At 45.8% G+C, this 13,858-nt stretch carries 10 protein-coding genes and 1 tRNA gene; 9 read left to right on the top strand and 2 right to left on the bottom strand.

What is annotated here, in order from left to right:
* Positions 1-14 precede the first annotated feature (14 nt).
* Together MHH52_RS23410 and MHH52_RS23405 are read right to left on the bottom strand one after the other, a co-directional pair.
* Entirely contained in the window at positions 15-245 is a 231-nt protein-coding gene (locus MHH52_RS23410) for a hypothetical protein (RefSeq protein WP_340004677.1), read from the bottom strand.
* 874 nt (positions 246-1,119) lie between these two features.
* Positions 1,120-1,193, bottom strand: a tRNA-Arg gene (locus tag MHH52_RS23405).
* A gap of 280 nt (positions 1,194-1,473) precedes the next feature.
* Between MHH52_RS23405 and MHH52_RS23400 the strand changes: the two genes are divergently transcribed.
* From MHH52_RS23400 to yihA, 9 genes are all read left to right on the top strand, one after another.
* The gene (locus MHH52_RS23400) at positions 1,474-2,319 is read left to right on the top strand and encodes a hypothetical protein (protein WP_340009794.1); all 846 of its coding nucleotides are present in this window, start codon (positions 1,474-1,476) and stop codon (positions 2,317-2,319) included.
* Between the two features lie 98 nt (positions 2,320-2,417).
* A complete protein-coding gene (gene tig, locus MHH52_RS23395; protein WP_340004675.1) occupies positions 2,418-3,752 on the top strand; it encodes a trigger factor in 1,335 nt (444 codons plus the stop codon).
* A 387-nt stretch (positions 3,753-4,139) separates the two neighbouring features.
* Entirely contained in the window at positions 4,140-4,730 is a 591-nt protein-coding gene (clpP, locus tag MHH52_RS23390; RefSeq protein WP_036685049.1) for an ATP-dependent Clp endopeptidase proteolytic subunit ClpP, read from the top strand.
* Positions 4,731-4,742: 12 nt separating this feature from the next.
* Positions 4,743-5,999: an ATP-dependent protease ATP-binding subunit ClpX gene (gene clpX, locus MHH52_RS23385; RefSeq protein WP_042130648.1), complete on the top strand. Its 1,257-nt coding sequence runs from the start codon at positions 4,743-4,745 to the stop codon at positions 5,997-5,999.
* A 109-nt stretch (positions 6,000-6,108) separates the two neighbouring features.
* Complete coding sequence (gene ispG, locus MHH52_RS23380; protein WP_340004673.1) at positions 6,109-7,236, top strand: flavodoxin-dependent (E)-4-hydroxy-3-methylbut-2-enyl-diphosphate synthase; 1,128 nt, start codon at positions 6,109-6,111, stop codon at positions 7,234-7,236.
* 129 nt (positions 7,237-7,365) lie between these two features.
* Complete coding sequence (locus MHH52_RS23375; RefSeq protein WP_340004672.1) at positions 7,366-8,037, top strand: BlaI/MecI/CopY family transcriptional regulator; 672 nt, start codon at positions 7,366-7,368, stop codon at positions 8,035-8,037.
* A 733-nt stretch (positions 8,038-8,770) separates the two neighbouring features.
* On the top strand, positions 8,771-10,480 hold the full coding sequence (gene lonB / locus MHH52_RS23370; protein ID WP_340004671.1) for an ATP-dependent protease LonB: 1,710 nt from the start codon (positions 8,771-8,773) through the stop codon (positions 10,478-10,480).
* A 315-nt stretch (positions 10,481-10,795) separates the two neighbouring features.
* On the top strand, positions 10,796-13,159 hold the full coding sequence (lon, locus tag MHH52_RS23365) for an endopeptidase La (protein WP_340004670.1): 2,364 nt from the start codon (positions 10,796-10,798) through the stop codon (positions 13,157-13,159).
* 12 nt (positions 13,160-13,171) lie between these two features.
* Positions 13,172-13,840 carry a ribosome biogenesis GTP-binding protein YihA/YsxC gene (gene yihA, locus MHH52_RS23360; RefSeq protein ID WP_340004669.1) on the top strand — a complete coding sequence of 223 codons (669 nt, stop codon included), beginning with the start codon at positions 13,172-13,174 and terminating at the stop codon, positions 13,838-13,840.
* Positions 13,841-13,858: the final 18 nt, after the last annotated feature.

The raw sequence follows: 13,858 nt of genomic DNA, 5'->3' as shown, positions 1-13,858 counted from the left end.
TTTTTTTTGTTTTCTTATGATGAATTATTTAATGTAGCATTTCCTCCGGATACGTCCAAAAGAATAACCTCGCAAAACACTCGTGGCAAGGCTGAGACAATATCGCACATTTCACCATGTCTAAATTGAAAATACTCACTTTCGGCGGACGAACTGCACTCATAAGGATAGATAGTATCGACCAGAACAATCTGGGGGGCGAATTGTTTTCGTTTAAAGTCCTGCGTAACGTTTTTGGTAATCATAAACAGCCAGATTTTAAATGAGGAATCACCACGGAATTAATGAATGGAGCGAAATACTCGCACAAACACATCCTGCGCTATTTCTTTTGCGTGCTCCTGCTTCCCAGCATACGAATAGTTAAAAACATCTTTTTCGTAATGAGCCACGATTTCCTCAAAGGATAATGGATAATGGATGATGTGGTGAGTTACATGGAAATTTCCCATTTTCAAAAATAAGAAGTAGTTGAAGTGAAGGGTGCTGTGTGGTGAGATTTGAGTGGTAGTGTAGTGGGTGGAATAGTGTATCTGGCGGGTAGTGAGAAGTTAGTGGTAATAATGAGGTATGTGGTGATAGGTGTAGTAATGGTGTGAAGTTAGTGTTGAGTGTTGAGTGTTGAGTGTTGAGTATTGGTGTTAAGGGTGGCTTTAATTGCACTTTATGCAGCTATTTATCATGGTTTAGGGTTTATATTAGAATTAATTGTACTTTGTGCAACTAAAAATGGAGAAAATGACATTCTAGGAGTAAATCAGAGAATATAAGTGTACGGAATGCAGTTAAACCGAGTTGTTGAGGTAAAAGGGAAACTTTAGTTGCACAAAATGCAATTAGAGTGTTCGAGTTGGTGCAACCTTAGCGGAACGTTGCCTAAGATCTGACTGCGACGTGGGTGTATAACGTAGTAAGGGGTTTGACGAAGCTTGAGCTCCACAGAAGCCTGAACTCCATTGAAGAGTGAGCTACATCGAAACCTGAGCCTTGGGAACCCTAAGCCCTAGGCACTGCTCCTAGGCACTACTCCTAGGCTCTGTCCCCAGGGCTAGGCCCTCTCCCTGCTTCTCATCCCCTGAACGCAGAAACAGCCTCCCCGAAGGAAGGCTGTTACTCTGACGTCCCGGAAGGGATTCGAACCCCTGACCGTGCGCTTAGAAGGCGCATGCTCTATCCAGCTGAGCTACCGGGACATGACTGATGGCTGAAAAGCAAGCAGGATTTATCTTATCATATGCGATGAAGTTTTTCAAGCTGTTTTTTAAAAAGAGTACGGGGTATGCTATAATCTACAATTATTAAGTTTCGGATGAAGCTTAAGATCTTAATAACTTTTATGACGGTTAGGATTCAATTTCACATACTTAGCTATAAGGAGGTGCCCTTATTAAAGATTCAGATTCCCCCGCCACCAAAGAGAATATCGTCCTGTTCCCCAAGACATTGGACTATTATCAAATCCAGCTTACGGTGATGCTGGAAAGTGAACGATACGGGGAAGCAATGGAGCTGCTTCGTTTTTTGCTGCAGTGTCAAGGACAGGAAGAACGAAATTACGAGGAGTGGCGGTCTCTGCTGGAATGGCTGGAAACGGCTTTCCCCTATGCCTCCCAGAATGGAGATGCGGAAGGAGCCGTTCACCCCGAAGACGAAGATTTAAGGGAAGAAGATATGGCACGTCTACTGGCCAAATCAAAAATGACCGAGGATGCGGGGTACCCAGAAAAGCTGCTGCAGCGGGTAATGAATGAGCCACTGTCAGAGGCGACAATCTTAGCACTAGAGCAGCTTTCTTATCTGGAAGGCGGCGGAGTCGATGAGGCGCTGACGGCTTGGCTGCAGGGGAATAATGTTCACCCACTGCTGCAATATCGAACGCTGCAGACCCTTCGGCGGCGTGGGATGCAGGGAACGGTCAAGCTGATTCGTGGTCATGAAACAGCAATAGTAGAGATTGAAAGTGTGCCGCTACAGACGGAGGATTTTCCGCCTCAGGTTAGTCAGGTTCTGGAACGGGTAGCCGAGCAAGCAGAGGTGCACGAGCCTACGCTATATTATTTTGCACAGGAGCTTTGGGGTCAGTTCGTCATGTCGATTTATGGATCGGAGGAGTACCGAAAATTGCTGGATGGGGAAGACGCGCTGCTGGATATATGGGCAGGGGCGTTGCACCAGTTTGTATCTGAGAGCTTAAATGGTACTCGGCAAGAGGAGGAGACTCGCGGAATGTACGGCATTACAGACGGCATGCGCTTTCAATTTGAGGGGGCTTATCGTGCTCTCAAGGGTTTTGTAAAGACTTCTCTACTTGATAAATAAAGTAATGTTGTATATAATATAATGGTTATTCTGTGCGTGGATTGTATCATTTTTTGAAGTGAACTTGTGAACCTATATTTTGGAGGGAAAAGTATAATATGAAAGCAACATGGGAAAAAATAGAGAAGAACCTTGGAGTTCTTGAAGTAGAAGTTGACGCAGATCGCGTTGCAGCAGCACTTGATAAAGCTTTTAACAAAGTCGTTAAGAAAGCTAACGTACCAGGCTTCCGTAAAGGTAAAGTACCACGCCCGATCTTTGAATCCCGTTTTGGTGTAGAAAGCTTGTACCAAGATGCAATCGACATTCTTCTTCCTGAAGCTTACGGTGAAGCAGTTGAACAAACTGACATCTTCCCTGTAGACCGTCCTGAAGTTGATATTGAGCAATTTGCTAAAGGTCAATCCTTTATCTTCAAAGCGAAGATCACTGTTAAACCTGAAGTGAAGCTCGGCGATTACAAAGGTCTGGAAGTTCCAGTACAAAAAGCTGAAGTGACTGAAGAAGAGCTGAGCGCTGAGCTTGCTCGTCTGCAAGAGCGTCATGCTGAACTCGTAGTAGTTGAAGAAGCAGCAGCAGCTAACGGCGACATCGCTGTGATCGATTTTGACGGATATGTTGATGACGTACCGTTCGAAGGCGGAAAAGCTGAGCGTCATTCTCTTGAACTTGGTAGCAACTCCTTCATTCCTGGATTTGAAGAGCAAGTAGTGGGAATGGCCACTGGAGATTTCAAAGATGTAGAAGTTACTTTCCCTGAAGAATACCATGCAGAGAACCTTGCGGGTAAGAAAGCAGTATTCAAAGTGAAACTGCACGAAATCAAACGCAAACAACTTCCTGCACTGGATGATGAGTTCGCTAAAGATGTAAGTGAATTCGAAACTTTGGAAGAGTACAAAGCAGATCTGAAAGCTCAGCTCGAATCCCGTAAACAGGATGAACTGAAAGGCCTTCGCGAAAACGCAGTTGTTGATAAAGCAGCAGCAAACGCAGAAGTTGAGATCCCTGAAGCGATGATCAACAGCGAAGTTGAGAACATGGTTCGTGACTTCGACACTCGTCTTCGTCAACAAGGTATGAACATGGATATGTTCCTTAGCTTCTCCGGCCAAACTCGTGAAGACTTGCAGAACCAAATGAAAGGCGATGCTGAAAAACGCGTTCGCAACAACTTGGTACTGGAAGTTATCGCTAAACAAGAGAACATTGAAGTTTCCGAAGAAGAAGTTAACGAAGAGTTGGCTACTATGGCTGAAGCTTACAAACGTACTCCAGAAGAAATTCGCAGCATTTTGACAGCTAACGGTTCACTGGGCAGCCTGAGCGAAGAACTTTCTTTGCGCAAAACCATTGATTTCCTTGTTAGCAATAGTGTAGAAGTTGAAGCGGTAGAAGAAGCACCAGCTGCTGAAGACACTAAAGCTGAGTAAGATTTTTTAAAATTATAAGAAAGTATAAGCTTGACGTTATACTTTATCCTTATAATTCTCGCATAAACGCTTACCGTCCTTAAAAGGACGCCGAAGGCGTTTTAGCTTGACACTACCTAGAACGGCCAAGCAAGTCGGCCTCCATACAGATATGATAAGGCACGTAAGTTTCGTTACGTGCCTTATTTTTATCCTCGGCCACAGATATATGTGATTACATAGGTATCCGTATGAACGTATGGCATTAAGGGAATTGGCATGGCAACGTCACTATTGACAAACAGTGGACAGGTCTGCTGTAGTGAAAAAATGACACAGCGCCGTGAACGTGTTAAAATATTTTTGAAACGATAAGACTAATCTGTAAAGAGAAAAGAGGTTGGTGGCATGAGTCTGGTACCAATGGTTGTGGAATCAACAAGTCGTGGGGAACGTTCATACGATATCTATTCCAGATTGCTCAAGGATCGCATTATTTTCTTAAGCAGTGCGATTGACGATGATGTCGCCAATCTGGTTATTGCTCAATTGCTGTTCCTTGCAGCAGATGATCCCGAGAAGGACATTCACTTGTACCTCAACTCACCCGGTGGTTCAGTAACGGCCGGTATGGGTATATACGATACGATGCAATATATCAAACCGGATGTTTCTACCATTTGTGTAGGAATGGCGGCAAGCATGGGATCGCTCCTTCTAACAGCTGGGGCTCCGGGCAAAAGATATGCGCTGACCAACAGCGAAGTTATGATTCATCAACCGCTCGGCGGTGTTCAAGGTCAAGCGTCCGACATTTGGATTCACACCGACTGGATCCTCAAGACGAAACAGAAGTTGAATCAAATTTATGTAGATCGCACAGGTCAGCCCCTTGAAAAAATCGAACGGGACACAGACCGCGATAACTTCATGAGCGCGGAAGAAGCCAAGGAATATGGGCTTATTGACCAGGTTCTTTCTTCACCGATGAAATCTTAAAGGGGTGGTTAGATGTTTAAATTTAATGATGAAAAAGGGCAATTGAAATGTTCTTTTTGCGGCAAATCACAAGAGCAGGTTCGTAAGCTTGTAGCTGGACCGGGCGTTTATATATGTGACGAATGTATCGAGCTTTGCACGGAAATCGTGGAAGAAGAGCTTGGTCATGAGGAAGAACTCGATCTGAAGGATATTCCGAAACCAAAGGAAATTCGTGATATTTTGGATCAATATGTAATCGGTCAAGAGCAAGCGAAGAAATCGCTGTCTGTTGCGGTTTACAATCACTATAAGCGTGTGAACAGCCAAAGTAAGATCGAAGATGTTGAACTTACGAAGAGTAATATTCTTTTGCTCGGTCCAACAGGTTCGGGTAAAACTTTGCTCGCACAGACGATGGCGAAGATTATCAACGTTCCTTTTGCTATTGCAGATGCTACTTCCTTAACGGAAGCTGGTTATGTCGGCGAGGATGTTGAGAACATTCTGCTTAAGCTGATTCAAGCGGCAGATTATGATGTGGAGAAAGCCGAACGCGGCATTATCTATATTGATGAAATTGATAAAGTGGCACGTAAATCCGAGAACCCGTCCATTACTCGTGACGTATCCGGTGAAGGTGTACAACAGGCGCTTCTGAAGATTCTGGAAGGAACGGTTGCTTCTGTACCTCCACAAGGTGGACGTAAGCACCCTCACCAAGAGTTCATTCAGATCGACACGACGAACATTTTGTTCATCGTTGGCGGTGCCTTTGACGGTCTGGAGCAAATGATTAAACGCCGTATCGGTAAAAAAGTCATTGGCTTCAACGCAGCTGTTGAAGGACAAAAGGATCTCAAGCCTGGCGAATATTTGTCGATGGTATTGCCTGAAGACTTGCTCAAATTCGGACTAATCCCTGAATTTGTAGGCCGTCTGCCAGTCATCTCGACATTAGAGCCGCTTGATGAGAATACGCTTGTGCGTATCCTTTCCGAGCCTAAGAATGCTCTCACGAAACAATATATCAAGCTGCTGGAAATGGATAACGTAGCGCTGAAGTTCGAACCGTTGGCACTCGAAGCGATTGCCAAGGAAGCGATCAAACGCAATACGGGAGCCCGTGGACTGCGCGCGATTATTGAGAGCATCATGCTTGATGTGATGTATGAAGTTCCTTCACGCGATGATATTAAAGATTGTGTGATCACGGAGCAGGTTGTTCAAGAGAAGGCTTTGCCTGAATTGAACCTCAAGAAAGACAAGAAGAAAGAGGAAAGCGCGTAAGTCGCTTGCCTTAACAATACATGTCACTGTCTCCACCTTTCTTCCGCTTATCCCGCTTCACTAGCGGGGGCGAAGGGGTGGAGCTTTGGCGTTATGGGGGAGAAAAATCATGTTCTTGAGACACCAAACCCGTCCTGTCAACGTTGGCGGGCTCATTATTGGGGGAAACAACGAGGTTGCGATTCAAAGCATGTGTACAACCAAAACCGCTGATGTGGAAGCTACTGTAGCTGAAATATTGCGGCTTGAGGAAGCAGGCTGCCAACTGGTACGCGTAACTGTCAACAATGAAGAGGCGGCTGCCGCGATCAAGGAGATCAAGAAGCAGATTCATATCCCACTCGTAGCGGATATACATTTCAACTATAAGCTAGCACTGATGGCTATTGAGAACGGCATCGATAAGGTACGGATTAATCCAGGCAATATCGGTCGTCGTGAGAAGGTAGAAGCGGTAGTTAAAGCGTGTAAAGATAAAGGAATTCCGATTCGGATTGGTGTAAACGCCGGTTCTTTGGAGAATCATCTCTTGGAGAAATACGGATACCCGACTCCAGAAGCTATGGTAGAAAGTGCGCTATACCATATTGGTATTCTGGAAGAGCTGGATTTCCACGACATTATCGTATCTCTAAAAGCATCGGATGTGCCAATGGCCATCGAAGCTTACCGCCAGGCCGCGGAAGTCATTCCTTACCCGCTGCACCTGGGGATTACAGAATCCGGCACATTGTTTGCCGGTACGGTAAAGAGCTCCGCAGGTATCGGTGCACTGCTCTCAATGGGCATCGGCAGTACCTTGCGTATTTCGCTTAGCGCTGATCCAGTGGAAGAAGTTAAGGTGGCACGCGAGCTGCTTAAGACCTTCGGTCTGATCTCTAACGCAGCGACACTAATTTCTTGTCCGACGTGTGGACGACTGGATATTGATCTTTTCTCCATCGCTAATGAGGTGGAAGAATACATTTCGAAGCTTAAGGTGCCTATTAAAGTATCCGTGCTCGGCTGCGCCGTTAACGGTCCTGGTGAAGCGCGTGAGGCGGATATCGGTATTGCTGGTGCCCGTGGAGAAGGTTTGTTGTTCCGTTACGGCCAGATGATCCGTAAAGTGCCTGAAGCGGAGCTGGTGAACGAGCTGAAGAAGGAAATCGATGCGATTGTTGTGGCGTATGAGGAAACTGGTGAAATTCCAGGCCGTGCCCACGCTAACCTTGCGCCACCGGTGCAAGCGAAATAACGGCATTTTACGAAATTATGATTCAGTTGATAATAAGTGGCGAAGAACGCCCTGTTACGCTCCGGTATATCCGGTTGCGAGAACGGGGCGTTTTTTTGCGTGAAATTAATGATTAAGGGGTAACATCGAATGAATTATGAACAAGTCCATGAAGCCTTTATTGAGCAGCATCTAGCAAGCAGAACGGGTGAACGGCGGGGAAGGCTGGAGAGAGGTCATCGCCACGCCGAAAGATTATTTTTGCAGAATGTATGGTGGCCGCTGCGTGGTGATTTCAATGATCTACATCCAGAGTATGAAGTGTTAGATTGGCAGAGACAAACTTATTTTGCTGATTTTGCTTTTTTACCAGGGCCCATTAAGCTCTTGTTCGAGATCAAAGGGTATGCTGCACATGTAAGGGACATGGATAGGCTAAAGTATTGTAATGAGCTAAATCGTGAAACTTTTCTGTACGGAATGGGTTACCAAGTAATTTCATTTGCCTACGATGATGTGGAACAGCGTCCGGAGCTATGCATTACACTGCTTCGTGTGGTGTTAAGTCGCTACCTAATTATAGATGCACCGCATGGCAGTCTGCTACTTGCTGAGAGGGAAATCATGCGTTTAGTGATTCGCCAAGCGGGAACAGTCCGTCCTAAAGATGTTGCAGATTATTTTACTTTAGACCCCAAAACGGTACGTTTGATGCTGACGAGATTGTGTGAAAAGGGTTGGCTGAAACCTGTGAGAAGAGGAAACGGGGTTAGAAATGTTGGTTATGAGTTAGCTCGAGATATTCTTTTTTACTGGGATTGAGGGTAAGTGGACGTGGAGAAGTATCGAGGGGTAAAGGTGATAGACGAGTACATGAGGAGAAAAAGGCACTTTTTCAAAAATAGCTATGTCTGCATGCTTGTTATAGGGAAAAGCTCCCTATATATAGACCGATTTTGTGAAAAAAGAGGGTTTATACGGAATAACTCCCTATAAATTAACGAAAAGCATCCGATTTTGCGTGAAACCAATGGATTATAGGGAGAATTTCCCTATATGCCACTTAGTATGACTCGCCACCTCCAACTACAGGGAGTTTTTCCCTATAATTCTAAGAGGGTGAGCCGTACTAAGGAGATGGACGGTTATTTGGAGAATTTAGCAGTGCATTAACATAGTTACTGGGCGAACTTAGCGAATTCAGCGGATAAAGGTAAGTCCATATACCGAGGATCCAAGTCTAATCATGTTACTTCACCCATTTAAGTCAATATAACAGCATATTTAACCAGGTTCGATACAAGTAGCATACCAAGCTGACAAAGTGATCATTTGACGTAGATAACAAATTCAGGTCATATAGGTTACTCGGCATAGATAGCACAGTCAAGTCCTAAAGTTACTCAGCACATAGTAAATTCAGTGATGTAAAGGTGTTCTACACCAACAATTCAACAAATCCTCAATTGTGCGTTTACTAATTACCGAAACGGCTATACTACCTAATAGTAGCCAAAGGTGGAAAGGTAGACTGAACGAAACAGGAGGATGACCTATGGAATTAAGTATAGTTGTGATGATCGTGCAGCTCTTTTTCGCGCTGGTTATCGGCGTATACTTTTGGAATCTGCTGCGGGGTCAGAAGACGAACAAGACGGCGGTAGACCGAGAGTCGCGTAAGGAACTGGATAAACTACGGAAAATGCGAATGATATCACTGACCAAACCATTGTCAGAGAAGACTAGACCGGCTTCTATTGGAGATATTGTCGGACAAAAAGACGGGCTGCGCGCCCTGAAGGCCGCACTATGTAGCGCTAATCCGCAGCATGTGATTATTTATGGTCCGCCGGGAGTCGGCAAGACTGCAGCGGCGCGCGTGGTCATGGAAGAGGCGAAAAAAAATGTACTTTCCCCTTTTAAAAACGACGCCAAATTCACAGAGATTGATGCCACAACCGCTCGTTTCGATGAGCGCGGCATTGCCGACCCTTTAATCGGATCGGTGCATGACCCTATCTATCAAGGCGCCGGAGCCATGGGTGTGGCTGGTGTGCCACAGCCGAAGCCGGGAGCGGTGACGAAGGCGCATGGCGGGATTCTTTTTCTGGATGAGATAGGAGAGCTTCACCCCATTCAGATGAATAAGCTGCTTAAGGTGCTGGAGGACCGGAAGGTACTGTTAGAGAGTGCATATTATAATTCGGAGGACAATAATACTCCAGCTTATATTCATGATATTTTTCAAAATGGCTTACCCGCTGATTTCCGGTTAGTTGGGGCTACTACGCGTTCCCCGGATGAGATCTCTCCCGCGCTGCGTTCGCGCTGCATGGAGATTTATTTCCGTCCGCTATTGCCGGATGAGATTGCGGTCATTGCGCGTGACGCGATACAGAAGATCGGACTGAAGCCAAGCCCAGAAGCCGTTACTGTTGTGCAGCAATATGCAACAAATGGCCGGGAAGCAGTCAATATGATTCAGCTCGCAGCTGGATTAGCGCTAACTGAGCAAAGGGATACACTAAGTGCTGCTGAGGTGGAATGGGTAGCAGGCAGTAGCCAGCTTCCGCTCCGTACAGAGCGCAAGATTCCTTCGGCGCCGCAGATTGGATTAGTTAACGGACTTGCAGTGTATGGACCGGGAATGGGCACCTTGTTGGAGATCGAAGTATCCGCAGCGCCTGCACAGAACGGTCAAGGTAGATTGAATGTAACAGGAGTGGTAGATGAGGAAGAGATCGGTGGGGGTTCCCGCACGATTCGGAGAAAGAGTATGGCCAAAGGCTCGGTTGAGAACGTATTGACCGTACTGCGCACCATGAATCTGGAGCCGGACCGTTATGATCTGCATGTGAATTTTCCCGGTGGAACACCGATTGACGGTCCTTCAGCGGGGGTTGCGATGGCAGTAGCTATCGTTTCCGCCATTCGTGGTCTTCCCGTAGATAATACAGTAGCAATCACAGGTGAAATAGGAATACATGGCCGAGTGAAGCCTGTTGGTGGTGTAATCGCGAAGGTAGAGGCTGCTTTTCAAGCGGGAGCTACTACGGTACTTATTCCAAAAGAAAACTGGCAATCACTATTCGCAGACCTTGCCCCGCTACGCGTTATTCCTATGGAAACGGTAGAAGAAGTATTCCGTCATCTATTTGGAGCTGATACAGCTGACGTAAGGCTTCCTGCTGTAGCTGGCGAGCTATTCTCAGCAGCACCTTCACTCCTGAAGGCCGATGCCGCTGGCGAGTCTGCAAAGGGTTGAGCTTAAATCTAACCTTAAATGTGAGCTAGTGTGTTCCCGGGGCTGAACGAGCCTTGATCTCAAATTTTAAGCGTAAAGTGAGAGTTGTCGTTGTAAAATAAAGGAGGCTGCAGGCGTGTCTGCTGCTTCCTTTTTTAAAAATATAGTTTCAGACTTTACATAATCCTCAAATTTCTACGAGAAACGTTGTCGTCTTTTAAGGACAATAAGGTTGTTTCTTCTTAAATTGCAAGTACTTTGTTGGTGTTTTGGGGCTGCTTTTGTTAGAATGAATTCATATGAGATTAATTGAGAGCCATGGGAGGTGCGAAAGCGATGATGACAAATAAAACAAAAGGTCGTCGTTTTCCTTTATTACCGCTAAGAGGTCTTCTTGTGTACCCAAGCATGGTTCTTCACTTGGATGTGGGCCGTGAGAAGTCAGTTCGGGCACTAGAAAAAGCTATGGTTGAAGATAATTTAATTCTTCTTTGTTCCCAGTCGGAAGTGAATATTGAAGAGCCTGGTCAGGACGATATTTTTCGGGTCGGCACCGTCGCGAATGTGCGGCAAATGCTGAAGCTGCCAAACGGTACGATTCGTGTACTGGTTGAGGGTGTAGAACGAGCCGAAATTATTAATTATATCGATAATGATGAGTATTATGAGGTTATGGCGCGCGAGCTACCAGAAGAGGAAGATAGCGATCAAGAGTGTGACGCGCTGATGCGTACAGTACTTAATCAGTTCGAACACTATATAACGTTATCCAAAAAAGTGACACCAGAGACACTGGCTGCTGTATCCGATATTGAGGAGCCTGGTCGTCTTGCGGATGTCATTACGAGTCATTTATCGCTAAAGATTAAGGATAAGCAAGAAATTCTAGAGACGATTGATGTAAGTAAACGGCTAGAGAAACTTCTTGATATTCTTAATAATGAGCGTGAAGTGTTGGAGCTTGAACGCAAGATCAATCAACGTGTGAAGAAGCAGATGGAGAAGACGCAGAAGGAATATTATTTGCGCGAGCAAATGAAAGCGATCCAGAAAGAACTCGGCGAGAAGGAAGGTCGGGTGGGAGAAGCGGAAGAGCTGCGGACTCTAATGGAAGAGAAGAATCTGCCGGAACGCGTGAAAGAGAAGATGGAGAAGGAAATCGATCGTCTGGAAAAAATGCCAGTGAGCTCAGCGGAAGGTGGCGTAATTCGCAATTATGTGGATTGGCTGCTGGGTCTTCCTTGGAATGAACAGACAGAAGATGATCTCGATATTAAGAAGGCAGAGCAAGTATTGGATGAGGACCACTACGGTTTGGAAAAACCAAAAGAGCGGGTATTGGAATATTTAGCCGTTCAGCAGCTGGTTAAGAAGCTTAAAGGTCCAATTCTATGTCTTGTAGGGCCTCCAGGTGTGGGCAAAACCTCACTGGCTCGTTCCATCGCCCGTTCACTCAATCGTAAGTTCGTTCGCATTTCGCTTGGTGGTGTGCGTGATGAAGCAGAGATCCGTGGTCATCGCCGGACTTATGTGGGTGCGATGCCAGGTCGAATCATCCAAGGGATGAAGACGGCAGGCACGATTAATCCGGTTATCTTGTTAGATGAAATTGATAAGATGGCTGCAGATTTCCGTGGAGATCCATCCTCAGCATTGCTTGAGGTACTGGACCCAGAACAAAACAATTCGTTCAGTGACCATTTCGTAGAGCTGCCGTTCGACTTGTCGAACGTAATGTTTGTTACAACAGCGAACGTAGTGCATAACATTCCGCGTCCGTTACTCGACCGGATGGAAATGCTGTTCATTCCGGGATACACGGAATTGGAGAAATTGCAGATTGGTAGCCGCTATCTTTTGCCGAAGCAGAAGAAGAACCACGGTCTTGCAGAAGATCAACTGATCATCGAAGACGACAGTTTATTGCGTATCGTGCGTGAATATACTCGTGAATCCGGTGTGCGTAATTTGGAGCAGCAGATCGCGGCGTTATGCCGCAAAGCAGCGAAACAGATTGTGACCAAGGAAAAAGAAAGTGTAGTCATTCTGCCTGATGAGATCAAGGATTTCCTAGGTGCATCAAAATACCGTTACGGTATGGCTGAGCTTGAAGACCAGATTGGTACAGTAACTGGGCTGGCCTGGACTGAGGTTGGTGGCGATACGCTGCTGATCGAAGTTACTGTTGTGCAGGGAACGGGTAAGCTAACACTTACTGGACAACTGGGCGATGTAATGAAGGAGTCGGCGCAGGCCGCCTTCAGTTATACACGTTCGAAGGCGGAGGAGCTGGGGCTCCAGCCCGATTTTTATGAGAAGATTGATATTCATATCCACATTCCTGAAGGTGCGATTCCGAAGGATGGTCCGTCTGCAGGGATTACAATTGCTACCGCTTTGATCTCTGCACTCACGAAGCGTTATGTTTCGAAGGATGTGGCCATGACCGGTGAGATCACCCTGCGTGGACGTGTATTGCCGATCGGTGGACTGAAAGAGAAATCTCTAGCTGCACATCGTGCTGGATATAAAAAGATCCTTCTTCCCAAAGACAATGAACGTGATCTGAAAGAAATTCCAGAGAGCGTACGTAATGATGTGGAGTTCATACCAGTATCTAACATGGATCAGGTCTTGCATCATGCGTTAGTAGAACATCATAATGAAATTAGCAGTGAGCCACCGAGTAGTGTGCATTAGAAAGGAAGTCCTATGAAAGTTAATATTGCCGAATTTATAATCAGTGCTGTTGGCCCTGATCAATACCCTGATGATGCTTTGCCAGAGGTTGCTCTGGCAGGGCGCTCCAATGTAGGGAAGTCATCCCTCATTAACCGAATGATTAACCGCAAGAATCTGGCTCGGACAAGCTCCACCCCAGGTAAGACACAGCATATGAACTATTACCGTATTAATGAGGATATCATGTATTTTGTTGACTTTCCAGGTTACGGATATGCTAAAGTGTCGAAGACGCAACGTGCGACATGGGGTAAGATGGTGGAAAAATATCTCTCTGAGCGCGATACGTTGAAACTTGTTCTGCTCATCGTGGATCTACGTCATCCGCCGACCAGCAATGATAAGATGATGTTCGATTGGTTGAAGCATTATGATCTTCCTATGTGTGTAGTAGCGACAAAGGCGGATAAGATTCCGAAGACTCGCTGGCAAAAGCATATCAAGATCATGAAGCAGGAGCTTGGCGTGCTGCCAGGGGATAACTTCATCCCATTCTCTTCGGAGATTGGGCTTGGTAAAGAAGAACTTTGGGGATTAATCGATGGGTATGTTCTCTCTTCGAAGAATGAAACTCCAGATTCTGAGGATGCTGAAATAGCCGCAAATGAACCTCAGCAAGAGGAACCTACTGAAGCTTAAGACAAGAACTCATTTACA

Source organism: Paenibacillus sp. FSL K6-0276, from assembly GCF_037977235.1.
GTDB lineage: Bacteria > Bacillota > Bacilli > Paenibacillales > Paenibacillaceae > Paenibacillus_AQ.
Note: the sequence above shows the minus strand (reverse complement) of the source record. Positions and strands in the feature narration are given on the sequence as shown.

Coding starts and splice junctions, on each gene's coding strand:
- MHH52_RS23375 (WP_340004672.1), top strand. CDS start 7,366: ATGAATTATGAACAAGTCCATGAAGCCTTTATTGAGCAGCATCTAGCA.
- MHH52_RS23410 (WP_340004677.1), bottom strand. CDS start 245: ATGATTACCAAAAACGTTACGCAGGACTTTAAACGAAAACAATTCGCC.
- clpX (WP_042130648.1), top strand. CDS start 4,743: ATGTTTAAATTTAATGATGAAAAAGGGCAATTGAAATGTTCTTTTTGC.
- lonB (WP_340004671.1), top strand. CDS start 8,771: ATGGAATTAAGTATAGTTGTGATGATCGTGCAGCTCTTTTTCGCGCTG.
- clpP (WP_036685049.1), top strand. CDS start 4,140: ATGAGTCTGGTACCAATGGTTGTGGAATCAACAAGTCGTGGGGAACGT.
- ispG (WP_340004673.1), top strand. CDS start 6,109: ATGTTCTTGAGACACCAAACCCGTCCTGTCAACGTTGGCGGGCTCATT.
- yihA (WP_340004669.1), top strand. CDS start 13,172: ATGAAAGTTAATATTGCCGAATTTATAATCAGTGCTGTTGGCCCTGAT.
- lon (WP_340004670.1), top strand. CDS start 10,796: ATGATGACAAATAAAACAAAAGGTCGTCGTTTTCCTTTATTACCGCTA.
- MHH52_RS23400 (WP_340009794.1), top strand. CDS start 1,474: ATGCTGGAAAGTGAACGATACGGGGAAGCAATGGAGCTGCTTCGTTTT.
- tig (WP_340004675.1), top strand. CDS start 2,418: ATGAAAGCAACATGGGAAAAAATAGAGAAGAACCTTGGAGTTCTTGAA.